Origin of the sequence: Paenibacillus aestuarii (assembly GCF_027789125.1) — a bacterium.
Classification (GTDB): domain Bacteria; phylum Bacillota; class Bacilli; order Paenibacillales; family NBRC-103111; genus Paenibacillus_E; species Paenibacillus_E aestuarii.
Genome location: NZ_JAQFVF010000043.1, coordinates 1 through 16,553 on the forward strand (window position 1 = coordinate 1; position 16,553 = coordinate 16,553).

The 16,553-nt window shown below is 51.3% G+C and carries 16 protein-coding genes; 9 read left to right on the forward strand and 7 right to left on the reverse strand.

The genetic code is table 11. From position 1 onward, the window contains the following. The first annotated feature begins 393 nt into the window (after positions 1 to 393). Positions 394 to 687: a hypothetical protein gene (locus O9139_RS18210; RefSeq protein WP_270880892.1), complete on the forward strand. Its 294-nt coding sequence runs from the start codon at positions 394 to 396 to the stop codon at positions 685 to 687. Between the two features lie 549 nt (positions 688 to 1,236). On the opposite strand, the gene O9139_RS18215 is transcribed toward O9139_RS18210, so the two are convergent. After that, on the reverse strand, positions 1,237 to 2,238 hold the full coding sequence (locus O9139_RS18215) for an inorganic phosphate transporter (RefSeq protein WP_270880893.1): 1,002 nt from the start codon (positions 2,236 to 2,238) through the stop codon (positions 1,237 to 1,239). A 148-nt stretch (positions 2,239 to 2,386) separates the two neighbouring features. Beyond that, entirely contained in the window at positions 2,387 to 3,013 is a 627-nt protein-coding gene (locus O9139_RS18220; protein ID WP_270880894.1) for a DUF47 domain-containing protein, read from the reverse strand. Positions 3,014 to 3,256: 243 nt separating this feature from the next. Here O9139_RS18220 and O9139_RS18225 point away from each other — a divergent pair, with 243 nt between their 5' ends. The 8 genes from O9139_RS18225 to O9139_RS18260 all read left to right on the forward strand — a co-directional run bounded on the left by O9139_RS18225 (position 3,257) and on the right by O9139_RS18260 (position 11,632). Continuing rightward, positions 3,257 to 4,552 (forward strand): amidohydrolase, encoded by a 1,296-nt coding sequence (locus tag O9139_RS18225; RefSeq protein WP_270880895.1) that lies wholly within the window; start codon positions 3,257 to 3,259, stop codon positions 4,550 to 4,552. Positions 4,553 to 4,573: 21 nt separating this feature from the next. Beyond that, positions 4,574 to 5,062, forward strand: a complete 489-nt coding sequence (locus O9139_RS18230) for a cell wall elongation regulator TseB-like domain-containing protein (RefSeq protein WP_270880896.1) — start codon at positions 4,574 to 4,576, stop codon at positions 5,060 to 5,062. 144 nt (positions 5,063 to 5,206) lie between these two features. Next, a complete protein-coding gene (locus O9139_RS18235) occupies positions 5,207 to 5,737 on the forward strand; it encodes a hypothetical protein (RefSeq protein WP_270880897.1) in 531 nt (176 codons plus the stop codon). Next, on the forward strand, positions 5,730 to 7,232 hold the full coding sequence (locus O9139_RS18240) for an AAA family ATPase (RefSeq protein ID WP_270880898.1): 1,503 nt from the start codon (positions 5,730 to 5,732) through the stop codon (positions 7,230 to 7,232). Before O9139_RS18235 ends, O9139_RS18240 begins: the two co-directional genes overlap by 8 nt. A 217-nt stretch (positions 7,233 to 7,449) precedes the next feature. Next, complete coding sequence (locus O9139_RS18245; protein WP_270880899.1) at positions 7,450 to 8,322, forward strand: 3-hydroxyacyl-CoA dehydrogenase family protein; 873 nt, start codon at positions 7,450 to 7,452, stop codon at positions 8,320 to 8,322. Then, positions 8,319 to 9,518 (forward strand): acetate/propionate family kinase, encoded by a 1,200-nt coding sequence (locus O9139_RS18250; RefSeq protein WP_270880900.1) that lies wholly within the window; start codon positions 8,319 to 8,321, stop codon positions 9,516 to 9,518. The genes O9139_RS18245 and O9139_RS18250 overlap by 4 nt, the downstream gene beginning before the upstream one ends. Positions 9,519 to 9,619: 101 nt before the next feature. Continuing rightward, positions 9,620 to 10,909: an asparagine--tRNA ligase gene (gene asnS / locus O9139_RS18255; RefSeq protein ID WP_270880901.1), complete on the forward strand. Its 1,290-nt coding sequence runs from the start codon at positions 9,620 to 9,622 to the stop codon at positions 10,907 to 10,909. Positions 10,910 to 10,951: 42 nt separating this feature from the next. Beyond that, the gene (locus O9139_RS18260) at positions 10,952 to 11,632 is read left to right on the forward strand and encodes a DnaD domain-containing protein (protein ID WP_270880902.1); all 681 of its coding nucleotides are present in this window, start codon (positions 10,952 to 10,954) and stop codon (positions 11,630 to 11,632) included. Between the two features lie 114 nt (positions 11,633 to 11,746). Here O9139_RS18260 and mtnB read toward each other — a convergent pair whose 3' ends face one another. The 5 genes from mtnB to O9139_RS18285 all read right to left on the reverse strand — a co-directional run bounded on the left by mtnB (position 11,747) and on the right by O9139_RS18285 (position 16,539). Continuing rightward, complete coding sequence (gene mtnB, locus O9139_RS18265; protein WP_270880903.1) at positions 11,747 to 12,385, reverse strand: methylthioribulose 1-phosphate dehydratase; 639 nt, start codon at positions 12,383 to 12,385, stop codon at positions 11,747 to 11,749. Further along, positions 12,382 to 13,044, reverse strand: a complete 663-nt coding sequence (locus O9139_RS18270; RefSeq protein ID WP_270880904.1) for a 2-hydroxy-3-keto-5-methylthiopentenyl-1-phosphate phosphatase — start codon at positions 13,042 to 13,044, stop codon at positions 12,382 to 12,384. The genes mtnB and O9139_RS18270 overlap by 4 nt, the downstream gene beginning before the upstream one ends. Further along, a complete protein-coding gene (locus tag O9139_RS18275; protein WP_270880905.1) occupies positions 13,041 to 14,309 on the reverse strand; it encodes a 2,3-diketo-5-methylthiopentyl-1-phosphate enolase in 1,269 nt (422 codons plus the stop codon). Before O9139_RS18275 ends, O9139_RS18270 begins: the two co-directional genes overlap by 4 nt. Before the next feature lie 51 nt (positions 14,310 to 14,360). Then, on the reverse strand, positions 14,361 to 15,221 hold the full coding sequence (gene proC / locus O9139_RS18280; protein ID WP_270880906.1) for a pyrroline-5-carboxylate reductase: 861 nt from the start codon (positions 15,219 to 15,221) through the stop codon (positions 14,361 to 14,363). A gap of 70 nt (positions 15,222 to 15,291) precedes the next feature. Next, entirely contained in the window at positions 15,292 to 16,539 is a 1,248-nt protein-coding gene (locus O9139_RS18285) for a glutamate-5-semialdehyde dehydrogenase (RefSeq protein WP_270880907.1), read from the reverse strand. Positions 16,540 to 16,553 lie beyond the last annotated feature (14 nt).

Below are 16,553 nucleotides of genomic sequence, written 5' to 3' on the forward strand. Positions count from 1 at the left end.
AATTGGGCAAAACCGGACTAACAGTCGTGCTCGGAGCTTTTGGAGTAGCTAATGCAACCCGTCCTCCTATTCTCACACCATACATAGCCGCTGTAATCCGAAAAAGCCCACTTGCAGCAGGGCTCGGGGCGGGTGAGTGTGCTGTAGTCCGATTTTGCCGAACTACTGCATGGAGATTGGGTGCCAGCGTGCGGAAACCCTGCTCCAATTGGGCAAAACTAGACTGCAGCGTGGGAAAGCGCTGAGGAGGCTGCTCCAATTGGGCAAAACCGGACTAACAGTCGTGCTCGGAGCTTTTGGAGTAGCTAATGCAACCCGTCCTCCTATTCTCACACCATACATAGCCGCTGTAGTCCGAAAAAGCCCACTTGGAGCAGGGCTTGGGGTGGGTGAGTGTCCTGTAGTCCGATTTTGCCGAACTACAGCATGGAGATTGGGTGCCAGGGTGCGGAAACCCTGCTCCAATTGGGCAAAACCGGACTGCAGCGTGGGAAAGTGCTAAGGAGGCTGCTCCAATTGGGCAAAACCGGACTAGAGCGTGGGAAAGTGCGGCGGAGGTTGCTCCAATTGGGCAAAACCGGACTAGAGCGTAGGAAGAGTGCTGAGGAGGCTGCTCCAATTGGACAAAACCGGACTAGAGCGTGGAAAGTGCGGCGAAAGCTGCTCAGGTGGGCGAAACTGGACTAACAGTTGTACTCGGAGCTTTTGGAGTAGCTAATGCAACCCGTCCTCCTTTTCTCACACCTCACATAGCCGCTGTAGTCCGAAAAAGCCCACTTGCAGCAGGGTTCGGGGTGGGTGAGTATGCTGTAGTCCGATTTTGCCGAACTACAGCGCGGAATATGGCTGCCAACGCGCGGAAACACTGCTGTAAGTGGGCAGAATCGGACTCGAGAGCGATCCGCTTCGCTGAAACGCCACTCACCGCATGTTATTATGCGAACAGCGGAACAATCCTTCCGCTAAATTGGTGGAAACTGGCGGATCCGACGCTATAGTGGAACAAATTTTCAGCTATTCCGTAAGATCCGTCGCAACTCGCGCGTTTTGGAGGTTTAGCGGAAGCGTGGTTCCCCTAAAGGCCGTAAACCGGCGAATCCGATAGGGATAGCGGAACAATCGATACTCTATCGCCTAAGATCAGCCGCGCATTCGCATTTAGAGCCGCACCAGCCCCGCTCCCAACAAAAAAACTGCGACACAAGGATAATTCCCTTATGCCGCAGTTTATACACGCTATAAAATCCAATTAAACAACACGGAATAGATGACATACGCCAGCGCGATGCTGATTGGAATCGTGATAACCCAAGTAATAATCATACGCCCGACCGTTGCCCATTGAACTTCGTGGAATCTTAAGACGCTGCCTGTCCCGATAATCGCAGACGAAATAACATGCGTTGTGGACAATGGCTTTCCAAGGTGCGTAGAAAATTGGATGACCAAAGAGGAAGTTAAATCAGCTGCAAAGCCGTTGATCGGTTCGATTTTGACGATTTTGCCGGAAACCGTCTTAATGATCCGCCAGCCGCCGATCGACGTGCCGAGACCCATGGCTAGGGCAGCGGCGATTTTCACCCATAGCGGTACGTTCAGATCGGTTTGATACCCTGCTGCAACCAGACCGAATACGATAATGCCCATCGCTTTCTGAGCGTCATTACCGCCGTGGGAATAGGAAAGCAAACCAGCTGATAATATCTGCAGCGTACGGAACATGCGGTTCAGTTTTGATCTCGAAGTATTGCCTGACCAGATGACGATATATTTGATAAGCACCATGATGACATAACCCAGTGCGAATGCAATAATCGGCGATAAAATCAAAATAATAATAATTTGCGTAAAGCCGCCCCAATTGACTGAATGGAATCCGGCTCCGGCAATAACAGCACCAGCGAGTGCGCCGAGCAGTGTGTGTGATGAAGAGGACGGAATCCCTAAATACCAGGTCAGCAAGTTCCAAATGATGGCCGCAATGAGAGTGGCGATGACGATTTCAACACCGTTTTCAATTTTCGCCGGGTTAGCGATGGATCCACCTACGGTCTTGGCAACTTCTGAGGAGACGATCGCACCGACGAAATTGAGGACGGCGGCCATCACGACCGCAATTTTGGGACTGAGTGCTCTAGTTGAAATAGATGTAGCAATTGCATTCGCCGTATCGTGAAATCCATTAATAAAATCAAACAATAATGCCAGGGCCACGATGACGATCAGATAGGTTAGCATGAGTTCCTCCTAGGAGCCTCCGCGATTTAAGGAAGCTTTCTTCGTGCGCATAGGCTGAAGCTTAGGCATGGCCCAAACAAGCCCAAACCGATGCCAGCCGCATATGCTGGGTGTTCCGCTATGGAAACGATAAGTATGTAAAACTTTATTATGAGTAACGAAGGACAACGCTATCCAAGATGTTGGCAACATCTTCGCAAGCATCTGTCGTTTCTTCCAGGCGCTCATAAATTTCTTTCAATTTAAAATCTTCGTACGGATCTTTGCGAGTGATAAAAATTTGCCGGATACCTTCCCGCATCAAGCGATCGCCTTCATTTTCAAGGCTGTTGATAGCAACGGTATGTTCAGGGATTTGCATATATTTTTTTTTCGCCAGCAACTTGAACGAATCGAGCATATGTTGGCAGGAGTCGACGATGACAGCGGAAAAGTCTCTCATGAAATTATCGGTTTGCGTAACGTTCAAATAGTCGAAACGTGCAATCGTTGCTTCAATGCCGTCTGTAACGTCATCCACTTTGGACGCCAATTCCATAATATCTTCACGATCCAAAGGGGTAATAAACACCTTATTAAGGCCTTTGAAAATCTCATGAGTAATCGAGTCGCCTTGGTGCTCCAGATCGTTGATCGCTTTGACATACTCAACCGGTGACTTGTCACCCATCATGGCTGTGCGAAATAGCTGTGCGGTTTGTAGAGCATTTTCCGCAGAACGGATCAAAAGCTGTAAGAAGTCAATCTCGTTCTTTTTAGTAAATAACGTAGTCATAAAAACCTCCCAATTGTCTCTATGTACAAATGATTGTCTAATTTTTGTAAATAAACAGACCAATTTGTAGAAAAAACTCACGAAATTAAAAATATCATATTGTAGGAGACTAAATCAACGAAAAAAGTGTGTACTTTTACAATTCCTCAACATTTCGCAATTTCTTGATTTTACAAGCATGAAGATGTACATTTGAAAAGGCGGTCGTTGTTTTTAGAATGAGCATAGAGAGGGTTTTTTAGTATGAAAAAAACATTAATTAAGAATGGAATTTTCATTACATTAAATGAATCGAAATCTTGGCTGAAGGGTTTTATGGTCATTGAAGGCTCCCGCATTACATATATTGGCGAACAAGCGCCAGAACCGAATGAGCAATATGATGAAATCATCGATGGCTCGCATAAATTGTACATGCCAGGCCTTGTCAACACACATGGCCATGCGGCGATGACGCTGCTTCGCGGTTATGGGGATGACCTTGCCCTGCAAATCTGGCTCGAAGAGAAAATGTGGCCGATGGAAGCCAAGTTCAGCTCGAACGATGTGAAGTGGGGTTCGTACCTCGCCATCCTGGAAATGATCAAAGGCGGAACGACGACCATTGTCGATATGTATGATCATATGAATGAAGTCGCGATGGCGATTGAATCTTCCGGTATGCGCGGTGTTCTGACCCGCGGGGTGATCGGCTTATGTCCGCCGGAAATTCAGGACGCCAAGTTAAAGGATGCGACGGAGTTCGCCCGCAACTGGCACGGACAAGCGAATGGCCGGATTACGACAATGATGTCTCCGCACGCGCCGTATACATGTCCTCCGGACTATATTGAAAAGATTGTCCAAGTGGCTCACGACTTAAACCTGCCGATCCATACGCATATGTCAGAGACCAGCCGCGAAGTACAAGCGAATGTCGATCAGTACGGCCTTCGTCCAGTAGCTCATCTGGAGAAGATCGGCGTCTTTTCGAGACCTACGCTGGTGGCGCATGGCGTCCATTTGACCGATGAAGAGATTCAAGTGCTGAAGCAATATGATGTTCGTATTTCCCATAACCCGGGCAGCAACTTGAAGCTCGCCAGCGGAGTTGCGCGTGTGCCTGAGCTGCTGCGTGCCGGTGTAAAAGTATCGCTTGGTACAGACGGCGCGGCGTCCAACAACAATTTGGACATGTTCGAGGAGATGAGACTGGCGGCGCTGATCCACAAAGGCGTATCCGGCGATCCGGTTGCCGTTCCAGCTGCAGAAGCGCTTCTCATGGGCACAAAGATGGGGGCGGAATCGATTTGGCTGGAGGATGTAGGTCTGCTGGCTGCAGGCATGAAGGCAGATTTCATCGCCTTGGATATCGATCAGCCCCATTTCTTGCCGAAGACGGATTTCGTGTCCCATGTGGTGTATTCCGCATCCGCCAAAGATGTGGTCGATGTGTGTGTCGACGGCAACTGGATCGTTCGCAACAACGAATGTTTGACGTTGGATGAAGAGCAAATCAAGCGTGAGTTCGAGCTCTCTTTTCATCGCTTAATCGGATAAATGAGAAGGAGAGTGACGCACATGAATTGGAAGAGAATCGCGGTCTTGTGTGCGTTCATCATTGTGTCCCTTGGCGTCGTGCTTAGCCGATTTTACTTGAACATCCAGGATCAGCATTGGGCTGATAACAGCCAGGCCGTCGAAACCGCTTATGAAAAATCGATTCTGACCAAGGCGACGCGGGTCGAGTCGTTCTACGGCGATGAGCCTTACAAGGTGGTCATGGGCGAGGATAAAATCGGTCAGCCGGTCACGGTGTGGGTATCGGATAAGGAAGTTCACACCGAAATGGCCGCGGAAGCTTTCACAGAAGCGCAAGTGCGAGACGTGATGGCCAAGAAGGGAACTGGGTACGAGATTGAGCGCGTACTCCCTGGCAAGTTAGGCAATGATTACGTATGGGAAGTGTTCTACAAAAAAGATGAAGGCGCGGGCACGCGTTATTATTATGATTATTACCGCTTCAAAGACGGAACTTATATCGATACATTCAGACTCAGCCTGCAATAGGCTGAGTTTTGTTGTTTCCACTCATTTCATAGAGCTATCTGATATACGGAGTGATATACTCTGTGTGTAGCGAGTTGATGGAATTCGAGATTGTTCGTATGGCATGTTCGACAAAATAGAACAAAGAAAGGGGGACGTTGTCTGATGAAGCTACGTCTCTTACCTGTTGTCTTGAGCGTTGTAATTTCTGCCGCGGTCTTGTTCGGCGGTTGGTTTACTTATACAAGTTTAGCTATGGAAAATCCGTTATCATCGATTATTAATCAATCGCAAGGGGTTACGAGCAGTGAAATGAAGCTGGATAGCACCCAAGTGAATATAAAGCTGCAATTGAAGCCTGATGCGAATTTGCGGGAAATTGTGAATCATATTCAAACCGACGGTGCTTCGATTATTGGAAAGCGCACGGTTCATTTTGATTTGACAGGCACACCTTCTGCCAAGCTAGATGAGTGGTGGTCCAAAGCATTATTTGATGTCGCGCAAGCGATGGAAACGAAGCATTATGCCGATATTCCGGCAACTCTTCAGAAATATGCGACTGACATGCCGAATTTGAAAGTCGATAGTGAAATGGACAGCACGTACGTCTATATTCGCATGACAGATGGTGAATCTTCCAAGTTCGAAATGCTCCCTAGAGTCTCTCAGATAGGAGTGTGGCCGAATGAGTAAAATTTATAAAGAAATCGGCATAGGCTTTGTTCCTGTGCTTCTTATTTTTCTGGCGTTTATTGGCGTGAATGTAATTCCGTTATTGTTTATCGCTGTAATGGGTATTTCTCTATTCTTTGTGATTCGCAGCCGCGGCAACATCGGCATTTCCGGCGGCGGTGGCGGCAAGCGGGAAAGTAAGAACCGGACGCCGGCTTATTTGACCTTTGATCAAATCGGCGGTCAGGATCGAGCGAAGCATGAATTGATGGAAGCTTTGGATTTTCTGATTAAGCATGAACAGATTCAAAAGCTGGGTATTCGTCCGTTGAAAGGTATTTTGCTGACAGGCCCTCCGGGAACAGGTAAAACATTAATGGCGAAAGCAGCCGCGCATTACACGAATTCGGTTTACCTCGCTGCATCAGGCAGTGAATTCGTCGAGATGTATGTCGGTGTCGGCGCAAGCCGTGTGCGTGATTTGTTCAAGGAAGCGAGAACGCGTGCCCAAAAAGAAGGCAAAGAGAGCGCGATTATTTTCATCGACGAGATTGATGTCATCGGCGGTAAGCGCGACGGCGGCCAGCATCGTGAGTACGATCAGACGCTGAACCAACTGCTGACCGAGATGGACGGTATTCATACTGGCGATGCGCCGCGTGTGCTGATCATGGCAGCGACGAACCGCAAAGAGATGCTGGACAGCGCCTTGCTGCGTCCAGGCCGTTTTGACCGTCATATTGATGTCGACTTGCCGGATAAAAAAGGCCGTTTGTCCATTCTGAACATCCACGTGAAAAATAAGCCTTTAGCGGAAAATGTATCGCTGGATCGCATTGCCGAACAAACGTTCGGATTCTCCGGCGCGCAGCTGGAAAGTGTATTGAACGAGGCGGCGATCTATGCGCTGCGTGAAGAGAAAGATGCGATTGAGCAGCAGCATTTGGCTTCTGCGATTGATAAAGTGATGATGGGTGAGCGGACTGACAAAGAAGCGGCGCAAGGTGAAAAAGAGCGGGTCGCTTACCATGAGCTGGGCCATGCGATTGCCGCAGAGCTCGTCCGTCCAGGTTCCGTACAGCAAGTAACGGTGAGCCCGCGCGGCAAAGCGCTCGGTTATGTACGCCACAATCCGCCGCAGGAACATTACTTGTACACGAAAGATTACATCGAGCAGCAAATTATTATCTCGCTTGGTGGCGCGGCGGCGGAAGAGATTTTTTACGGCGGCCGCAGCACAGGTTCGCGCAACGACTTTGAACAAGCGTTGTCGATGGTGCGCAACATGATGGATGCCGGTTTGACTGGACTTGGCATTATCGACCGCGATATGGTGACAAAAGAAGAGTTGATGAAAGAAAACGCGGCAATCCTCGATGAATTAATGCGCCGCACGAAAGAACTATTGGAAAAACAGCGCCATGTGTTCGTTCATTCCTTGGACATTCTGATGAAAGAGGAAGTGCTGTCGGGCGATACGTTCCGGAAGCTGCTGGACGCGCCGCAAGTGGCCTAGTGCGCAATCCGTATCCATTCCCGTTGACCAATGGTCAACGGTTTTTTTTTGCGTTTCTAGCATCGGTTTTGTCGAATTTGTGTCCACGCCCACAAAGGCTATGAATGTTTAGTGTATACTAATGCAAAGAGCTATAAAAACCAGTATATTTAATCATGATAGCAATTGAGAATACATTGAGAACGTGCAAGTTCAGGTGTGCAAAGGAGATACTGCTATGACATTCAAGACGATAGGTGTCGTCGGCGGCGGCACGATGGGACAAGGCATCGCGGAGATGTTGGCGGCTCGCGGGCTAGACGTGCTGATTGCCGAGAAAACAATGGAGAAGGCCGCATATGCCCTTGAAATGATAACCGTAAGCTTAGATAAACAGATTGAGCGCTGGGCGATTACCGAAGTAGAGAAGAAGCTCATTCTGAATAAAATTAAAGTGACCGATTCTCTGCAGGAAATGGGCACTTGCGATATGGTCATTGAATCGATCAAAGAAGATTTGAATGCGAAAAAGCACGTCTTTTTTCAGCTGAATCAAATTTGTCCGCCATCGGTCATTATAGCCAGCAATACGTCGACGCTTAGCGTCACTGAAATTGCCGCGGTCACGACGAACCCTGGCCGGATTATCGGACTTCATTTCTTGCATCCGGTAGCCAAAATTGACTTAGTCGAAATTGTCCGTGCGATGAAAACGACAGATGAGACCTATGAGCGTACCCGCAAATTCGTCACAGAGCTAATCCAGAAAAAAAGCATCAAAGTGAACGAATCGCCGGGCTATATTACGACAAGGCTGATTTGTACGTTGATAAATGAAGCGCTGCACACGTTGTCGGAAGGTGTGGCTTCAGCAGAAGATATCGATACCGCGATGCGCATCGGCTACGATTTCCGCTATGGTCCGCTGGAGATGTGCGACCGCTTCGGTCTGGATGCGGTCCAGGCCGCGCTGGAAGGCATGTTCCGTGAATACGGGGATATCAAATACCGCCCCTCCTATCTGCTCAAGCAGATGGTACGCGCCGGCCATTTGGGCGTTAAAACGGGCGAAGGCTTTTTCCGTTATGACAAGGATGGTGACCGGCTGTGAATATACTCGTCATTAATGCAGGCAGCTCCTCACTGAAATACCAGTTATTTAATATGGAAAATGATTCGGTGCTGGCAAAAGGGAAAGTCGAGCGCATCGGCATGGATACCGCCATCGTTACGCATGAACCTGCCGACAAGGCAGAGGCGCGTGAGGTCGGTGAGATTCTGGAGCATACGACCGCGATTCGCAAAGTGCTCGAGATGCTGCTGCATGCACAGCACGGCGTGCTTGGCGCGATCGAAGAGATTGACGCCGTCGGCCACCGCGTTGTTCACGGAGGCGAGGCGTTCAAGAGCTCCGTCCTCGTCGATGACGAAGTGAAGCGGGAGATCAAGCGCCTCTTCGATCTGGCGCCGCTGCACAACCCGGCGGCGATGCTCGGCATCGCGGCGGTGGAAGCGAACATGCCGGGCGTGCCGCAGGCCGTTGTGTTCGACACCGCCTTCCACCAGACGATGCCGGCGCCGGCGTATTTGTATCCGGTACCAATGGCCTTGTACCGGAAGCACAAAGTGCGCCGTTACGGGTTTCATGGCACGTCGCACAACTACGTCAGCGAACGTGCCGCCGTTTTCCTCGGCCGCCCGCTGGAGCAGCTGAAGCTCGTGACGTGCCATATCGGCAACGGCGCAAGCTGCGCAGCTATCGTAGGCGGCCGCTCGGTCGATACGAGCATGGGCATGACCCCGCTCGAAGGGCTGATGATGGGCACGCGCAGCGGCGATCTCGATCCGGCCATCGTACCTTATGCGATGGGCAAGGAGGATCTGACGCTGAGCGAGATCAGCTCCATGCTGAACAAGCACAGCGGGCTGCAGGCGATCTCCGGGCTCAGCAGCGATATGCGGGAGATCGTGGAAGCGATGGAAGCGGGCGATCGCAACGCCAAGCTCGCATTTGACATGTACGAATATCGGATACGTAAATATATCGGGGCATACGCTGCGGCGATGAACGGGCTCGACGCGGTCGTCTTTACCGCCGGTGTCGGAGAGAATTCGGCGCTGCTGCGCAAAGCCGTGTGCGAGCAGCTGTCGTTCCTCGGCATCGAGTTCGATGAGGAAGCGAACCTCACCGGGCGGGGGCTTGAGAAGCGGATCACGAAGCCAGGCTCGAAGGTGGAAGTGCTGGTCATTCCGACCAACGAGGAATGGATGATCGCCCGTGACACTTACGCGCTCGTGAAACATTGAACATCGCATGGAGCAACTGTTTCTTTTGTGGAAATAGTGTACAATAGAGAAGATGTTCATAAACCGGGTTTCCGGTATTTTACAGGAGGCATGAAAGAAGTATGAAGTGTACGATCTCAGAAGTTAAACATCACGTTGGCGAATCGGTCACGATTGGCTGCTGGTTAAACAAGAAGCGTTCCAGCGGAAAGATTCAATTTTTGCAGCTGCGCGACGGTTCCGGATATATACAAGGCGTGGTTGTCAAAAGCGATGTCAGCGAGGAAGCCTGGGAAGCGGCTACGAAGCTGACACAAGAAAGCTCGCTTTATGTGACAGGGATTGTCAAAGAAGATACCCGCAGTAAAGGCGGCTTCGAGCTGGAAGTAAACAACGTGCAAATCATTCAATTGACGGAAGAATATCCGATCACGCCGAAAGAGCATGGTGTCGACTTCCTGATGGATAACCGCCATCTGTGGATCCGCAGCCCGCGTCAGCGCGCCGTGCTGGTCATTCGCGCGCAGATCATTCAAGCTGTTCAGCAGTTTTTCAACGAACGCGGCTTCCATCTGGTAGATCCGCCAATTTTGACGCCTTCTTCTTGCGAAGGTACAACCAATTTGTTCCACACCAAATATTTTGATGAAGACGCCTTCCTGACACAGAGCGGTCAGCTGTACATGGAAGCAGCCGCGATGGCATTGGGCAAAGTGTATTCTTTCGGTCCGACGTTCCGTGCCGAGAAATCCAAAACGCGTCGCCACTTGATTGAGTTCTGGATGATCGAGCCGGAGATGGCGTTCGTCGACCATGAAGAGAATTTGGAAGTGCAGGAGCAGTTTGTTTCCCACATCGTGCAAACGGTTCTGGCGAATTGCAAAGCCGAGCTGGAAACGCTGGAGCGCGACACGAGCAAGCTGGAGAAAATCACAGGCCGATTTCCGCGGATTACATATGACGATGCTGTTAAATATTTGAAGGATAACGGCCACGAATTCGAGTGGGGCGAAGATTTTGGCGCGCCGCATGAGACGGCTATTGCATCCCCGTACGAAACGCCGGTATTCATTACGCATTGGCCGACGGAGATTAAAGCGTTCTACATGAAGCCGGATCCGAACCGTCCTGAAGTTGTGCTTTGTGCGGATATGATCGCTCCAGAAGGCTATGGCGAGATTATCGGCGGCAGTCAGCGGATCGACGATCCCGCACTGATGGAGCAGCGCTTCAAGGAGCATGATCTGCCGAACGAGGCGTACCAATGGTACCTCGATTTGCGCAAATACGGCACAGTGCCTCACTCCGGCTTCGGACTTGGCCTTGAGCGTACGGTAGCTTGGATTTGCGGCTTGGATCATGTGCGTGAAACCATTCCATTCCCTCGCTTGCTGTACCGCTTGTATCCGTAATAAGGTGGATAGACCGCAGGTATTAAGGGGGGAACGACTCGGATGAGCAAACTGGACATACAACGCAGACAACTGGAATCCGCTCTCCTGATCGGCGTGCGAGAGGGGAGCGTGGGCGTCCCGACCCTTCTCTTGAAGCATTACCGTGCGTTATCATTGACCGAAATCGATGTCATGACGATTATTCACTTGCTTGCTTTTGTGGAAAAGGAAAAGAAAGATTTTCCGACGATTGAGGAAATTCAATCGCGCATGGCGGCTTCGCCAGACCAAGTGATCGCTAGCCTGCAGAAGCTGCTGCACGATCAGTTCATTGCCATCGACGAGGAAACGGATCTGGCGACAGACATACGGATTGAACGGTACAACTTGTCCTCGTTGTACAGCAAGCTGGCGCAGCATGTCATTGAGCTTGAGGCAGCCGCGCTTACGGCGCCGCGCGCGCCAGTGGCCAGCGATGCTGCATTCAAGGACATTTTCAGCACCTTCGAACAAGAGTTCGCACGGCCGCTTACGCCCATGGAGCTGGAAACGATCAGCGGTTGGCTGGACAAAGACCGTTACCGCGAAGATCTCATTCTTACCGCCTTGAAAGAGGCTGTTTTCGCCGGTAAAGTATATTTCCGCTACATCGACCGGATTTTGCTCGAATGGAGCCGCAATCGGGTTGCCACCGTGGAACAGGCGAAAGAATATTCGCAGCGATACCGGCAGTCGAGATAACGGAATGAACGTCCTGATTTCCCACGTGGAAGTCAGGGCGTTTTTTTATAGCGTCAGCACAAAAAAAATCAGGCCAACCTCCATTGGGGAGATAGCCTGACTTGATTAAGAGCATTAAGCTTTGAACAGCAAATGCGAGCGATACACATACTCAAACAGGAATTCAAAAGCTTCCAAGTGGCGCTTCGCTTCAAAAGCGTTCGCTCCCCAAGCGTAAATGCCGTGTTTGCGCAGCACAATACCAGGAATACGAGGGACGATTGCGCTTTCTACCAGCTCGGCGATCCGTGGAATTTCCGCGTAGTTAGGCAAAATCGGGATATCGATGTGGGCTTCTTCCTCCCAGATGTTGAACGCCTTAATCAGTTCGACGCCATCCACCGGAATGCTGCCGCGTTCCCCATAAAGCTCTGAAACGAGATTGTTAAAAATCGTATGTACGTGAAAAATAGCGCCAGCACCGGTTAAACGGTAAATTTCGCTGTGAATCAGCGTTTCTGCAGAAGGCTTGAGACTTGTCGCTTCCGTCGGTTTGCCTTTCTCATTCACGAGCAAAAAGTCTTCCGGCGTCTGCACGGATTTATCTTTTCCGCTCGAAGTGATGGCAAATGTAAACACATCAGGATCGAATCCGCCTACACGTACGGAAAGATTGCCGCTTGTAGCCGGGAACCAGCCTCTAGCGGCCAAGTTAGCCTTGATGTCACGCAATTCAGCGAATGCGCGCTGTTTCTCCTCCAATAAAATACTCATCGAACCGGTTCAGCCTCCAATTGCTTCATAATATCAAAAAACGTTTCAAACGGATAATATGCATATCCTTTTTCTTTGCACAGATCAATCAGGTGGCTTCTAGCAAAGATCGTATCCACCAGCTTCGCGCCTTCAAAGTCGGAGATGCTGTCACCGATCAGAATGCGCTCATAGCGGTTCGCATCGTAGGAGCGAATGATGCTTGTCTTGCACATGCCGCAATCCGCTTGGCAATGCGCGTCGCACTTATTCGGCCAGAGAATTTCGATCGTGCTGCCTTCGAAGGAGCTGGCGTTGCAGAAAATGTTCTCGTTCGCGATCGGGAACGGCTTCAACAGCGGATAGATGAAGAAATCAATGCCGCCGCTGGTAACGAGCAGCTTAATGCCGTTGTCTTGGCAATAGCTGACAAATTCGCCGAAGCCGTCGCGGATGATTGCATTTTGAATGGCATAGCTAACGATTTCTTCTTTGCGGGAAGCGGGAAATAGCGCAAACATTGCGCCAACCGTCTCACGCAGCGACAATTTTTTATCTACCAGCTGTTGCACCAAATCTTCCCAGCCCGGCGGGTTGAAATGTTTCATAATCGCTACGATGTTGTCGCTCACGGTAATCGTGCCGTCGAAATCGCAGAAAATAATTCGTTCCTTCTTCATTCTTTGATCCCCCAAGTGTCAATAGCTGCTTTCAGTTCTGGATGATTGTTGGCATAGTCGCGTAGGGTGATCCCTTGCAAGGTTGCGTCAATCGCTTGACGGAACGCTTGTCCGCCGGCGATCGTGCCCAGCGGATGACCGTGAATGCCGCCACCGGCATTGACAACAACATCGCCGCCAAAGTCACGCAGGATCAGCGGCACGAGCCCTGGATGAATGCCAGCCGATGGCACAGGAAAACTGGCAGCCAGCTTCAAGTCCGTATCCGATGCGGCGCCGTAGGCATAATCGCGGTGCAAATCATTCGTGAGCAGCACCTGCTTGATCGCCAAGTTTTCTTCTCGCGGCATCACGACAGAGCCGTACGGAGAAGGGAACAGCACCAGGTCCGCACCGGCGAGACGCATAAGCTTGCCGAGCAGCACGGAAGCGGAGATGCCGTAATGCGGCGACGGATACGTCGCGCCTGCCATAGCGGGATGCGCCATGATCGGAATGTTGATCTCCGGATCTGCGCTAAGCGCTTGCAGGACGTCAAATCCGTAAGCCAGCACGTTGAACAGCAAAGCGTTCGCTCCCGCACGAATCGCCTTCTTGGCTTGTTCGGCGAGTTGGAACGTCGGGCCGGTCAAGTTGACAGCGTAGAGCAGCTTTTGACCGGTTTCTTTTGTCGCTTGCTCAGCGGCTTCAAGACAGACCTCGATGCGTTTCTCCAGCGGCGTCAACGGATTTTCGAATAAAATCTCGTCATCCTTGATCAAATCAACGCCGCCGGCAGCCTGCAAGTAAAACTGCTCGCGCAGCGCAGGCAGCTCATAGCCGACGACAGATTTAAAAATACTCATCAATAGCGGACGATCATGTACGCCTAACAGGTCGCGCACACCTTGCATGCCGAATTTAGGACCGGCGAAGCCGGCCATAAATCCAGGGGAGAAGTTCAGGTCGATCAGCTTGATTTTGCCGTCCATGGACAGCTTGCCGAATACCGTCACGAGCAGCGCGGGGATATCCCGGCTGAAATTAACGTCCGGATAGGCGATTTGGATGTCCGCATAGCGCTCGGACGGCGGCTGTCCGGGAGCAGGCTCATGGACTTCAACAGCGACCACTTTACCCAAATGCTTCTCCATCTGCGCTTTTTGCGCTTCCGGCAGCTCCGTCCAGCTGCCAACCGTCAAGCCGACGGCGATGCCGGTCGCTTTTTTATGAAAATCGGCCTTCTCGTCGAAACACCGATATGTAGCTAAGCAATATGCGCTCATTGTTCTAATTTCACCTGCTTCAAATAATATGAGCAGCAACCATGAAGATGGTTACGCTTGTGTGCTTTGGGCTGCGATTGCATCGCCCATTTCTTTGGAGCGTTCCCCGGAGCGGGCTACAGCGCGCGAGACGGCTTCGCCGAAGTCGTACTGGTCCAGCACTTGGATGGACGCATGAGTGGCACCATTAGGCGAAGTGACCTTGCGGCGCAGTTCTGCCGGATCTTCTCCGGTTAACTTGACCATGTTGGCGGCGCCGAGCACCGTTTGCAGCGTCAACTCGCGCGCGGTTTCCTCTGTAAGCCCGCCTTCAATGCCGGCCTTCGTCATCGCTTCCATGAGATAATACACGTAAGCAGGGCCGCTGCCGGATACACCGGTTAGGATTTCCATTTTGTCCTCTTCAATCACGCTTACGATGCCAACGGCTTCAAACATGTCAATAGCAAGCTGCTGGTTGGCAGGCGTGACGGTGGAAGAGAAGCACATGCCTGTGGCGCCTAAGCCGATCGTGCTGGACGTATTCGGCATCGTACGGACAATTGGCATGCGCGTCGCCAGCAAGCGCTCGATCTTGTCGGTCGTAAGGCCGGCGATGACGGAGATGAGCAGCTGTTCTTCACGGAAAAGCGGCTTCAAATCTTGGAACGACGTTTCCACATCTTTCGGCTTCATGCAAAGGACGACGACGTCAGCTTCGCGGATATAAGCTTCCCGGGTCTGCGCATCGTTCGTCGTGTGGACGCCGTACTGCGCGCGGAGCTGTTCCATGCGCTCCTGATTCGCGCGGTTCATGACATACAGCTGCTGCGGGCTGGCGACCTTGCGTTCGATCAGGCCGCGGAAGATGGCCTCCGCCATCGAGCCTGCGCCGACAAAAGCAATTTTAACTTGAGATAATAAATTCGACATGAGTTTTCCTCCTTATGATTGCAATAGCCTGAATAGGGGGCGGCAGATCCGCCGGAATTAACGGGATTCGCTATTCGCGGATTTGGCCGTTTCCATAAATGCGGTATTTGGTTGAAGTCAGCGCTGGCAATCCCATCGGACCGCGAGCGTGCAGCTTCTGCGTGGAAATGCCGATTTCGGCGCCAAAGCCGAATTCGAAGCCGTCTGTGAAGCGTGTTGACGCGTTATGATAGACCGCTGCGGCATCGACTTCCTGCAGGAATACGCTGGCGTTCTCCGCATGTTCGGTGACAATGCACTCGGAGTGCATGGTCCCGTACGTCCGGATGTGCGTCAAAGCCTCATCCAAATTTTGCACGATTTTCACATTTAGAATGTAATCCCCATATTCCGTGCCCCAATCGCCGGCTTCTGCTTGCTTCATGGAAGGAACTAGCGTCCGTGCGCGTTCATCGCCCCGCAATTCGACGCGGGCTGCTTCAAAAGCCACGGCCAGCGCGTCTAAATGCTGTTCAGCGAAAGCCTTATGCACCAGCATCGTCTCCATGGAATTGCAAACGGAAGGACGCTGAGCTTTGGCATTGACCGCGATGCGGATCGCCATGTCGAGCTGTGCACTTTCATCAATAAAAGTATGACATACACCTGCGCCCGTTTCAATGACAGGCACCGAAGCGTTATTGACAACATTTTGAATTAGCGAATGGCCGCCTCGTGGAATAAGAACGTCAATCAACCCGTTCAATTTGAGCATTTCATCGACCGACGAGCGGTCCGGATTCAATATAAGCTGCAGAGCGTCCATCGGAATCGCCGAGCGGCTGAGGGCGCCATGAAGCACTTCGACAATTTTTTCATTGGAAAATAGAGCTGAAGAGCCGCCGCGCAAAACGACCGCGTTGCCTGTTTTCAGGCATAAGCCTGCTGCATCGACAGTCACGTTCGGTCTAGCTTCATAAATAATGCCGATGACGCCGAGCGGGACGCGGATTTTTTGGATATGCAGCCCATTCGGGCGATCGAACGATTCGAGCGTGTCGCCGATTGGATCCGGCAGCTCGGTGATTTGCCGCAAGCCGTCAGCCATGGCAGCAATACGCCCTTCGTTCAGCGCAAGCCGGTCGAGGAGGGAGGCACTGAGACCATTTTCTTTGCCCCGCTGCAAATCTTTGGCATTCGCTTCAATAATGGCTGCTTGCTCTGTGATCAGGCTGTCGGCCATCAGCAGTAAAGCAGCGTTTTTTTGCTCGGTGGTCAAGCTGCCCATTTGGCGGGCGGCTTGTTTGGCGAGCTTGGATTTCTGTACAACTTCACTCATGGGAAAACCTCCTA

What these genes read in the sequence shown, in the direction of transcription:
- O9139_RS18235 (WP_270880897.1), top strand. Translation starts at nt 5,207, where the DNA reads ATGAAGCTACGTCTCTTACCTGTTGTCTTGAGCGTTGTAATTTCTGCC.
- mtnB (WP_270880903.1), bottom strand. Translation starts at nt 12,385, where the DNA reads ATGAGTATTTTATTGGAGGAGAAACAGCGCGCATTCGCTGAATTGCGT.
- O9139_RS18230 (WP_270880896.1), top strand. Translation starts at nt 4,574, where the DNA reads ATGAATTGGAAGAGAATCGCGGTCTTGTGTGCGTTCATCATTGTGTCC.
- O9139_RS18245 (WP_270880899.1), top strand. Translation starts at nt 7,450, where the DNA reads ATGACATTCAAGACGATAGGTGTCGTCGGCGGCGGCACGATGGGACAA.
- O9139_RS18225 (WP_270880895.1), top strand. Translation starts at nt 3,257, where the DNA reads ATGAAAAAAACATTAATTAAGAATGGAATTTTCATTACATTAAATGAA.
- O9139_RS18270 (WP_270880904.1), bottom strand. Translation starts at nt 13,044, where the DNA reads ATGAAGAAGGAACGAATTATTTTCTGCGATTTCGACGGCACGATTACC.
- O9139_RS18220 (WP_270880894.1), bottom strand. Translation starts at nt 3,013, where the DNA reads ATGACTACGTTATTTACTAAAAAGAACGAGATTGACTTCTTACAGCTT.
- O9139_RS18275 (WP_270880905.1), bottom strand. Translation starts at nt 14,309, where the DNA reads ATGAGCGCATATTGCTTAGCTACATATCGGTGTTTCGACGAGAAGGCC.
- O9139_RS18215 (WP_270880893.1), bottom strand. Translation starts at nt 2,238, where the DNA reads ATGCTAACCTATCTGATCGTCATCGTGGCCCTGGCATTATTGTTTGAT.
- proC (WP_270880906.1), bottom strand. Translation starts at nt 15,221, where the DNA reads ATGTCGAATTTATTATCTCAAGTTAAAATTGCTTTTGTCGGCGCAGGC.
- O9139_RS18260 (WP_270880902.1), top strand. Translation starts at nt 10,952, where the DNA reads ATGAGCAAACTGGACATACAACGCAGACAACTGGAATCCGCTCTCCTG.
- asnS (WP_270880901.1), top strand. Translation starts at nt 9,620, where the DNA reads ATGAAGTGTACGATCTCAGAAGTTAAACATCACGTTGGCGAATCGGTC.
- O9139_RS18285 (WP_270880907.1), bottom strand. Translation starts at nt 16,539, where the DNA reads ATGAGTGAAGTTGTACAGAAATCCAAGCTCGCCAAACAAGCCGCCCGC.
- O9139_RS18240 (WP_270880898.1), top strand. Translation starts at nt 5,730, where the DNA reads ATGAGTAAAATTTATAAAGAAATCGGCATAGGCTTTGTTCCTGTGCTT.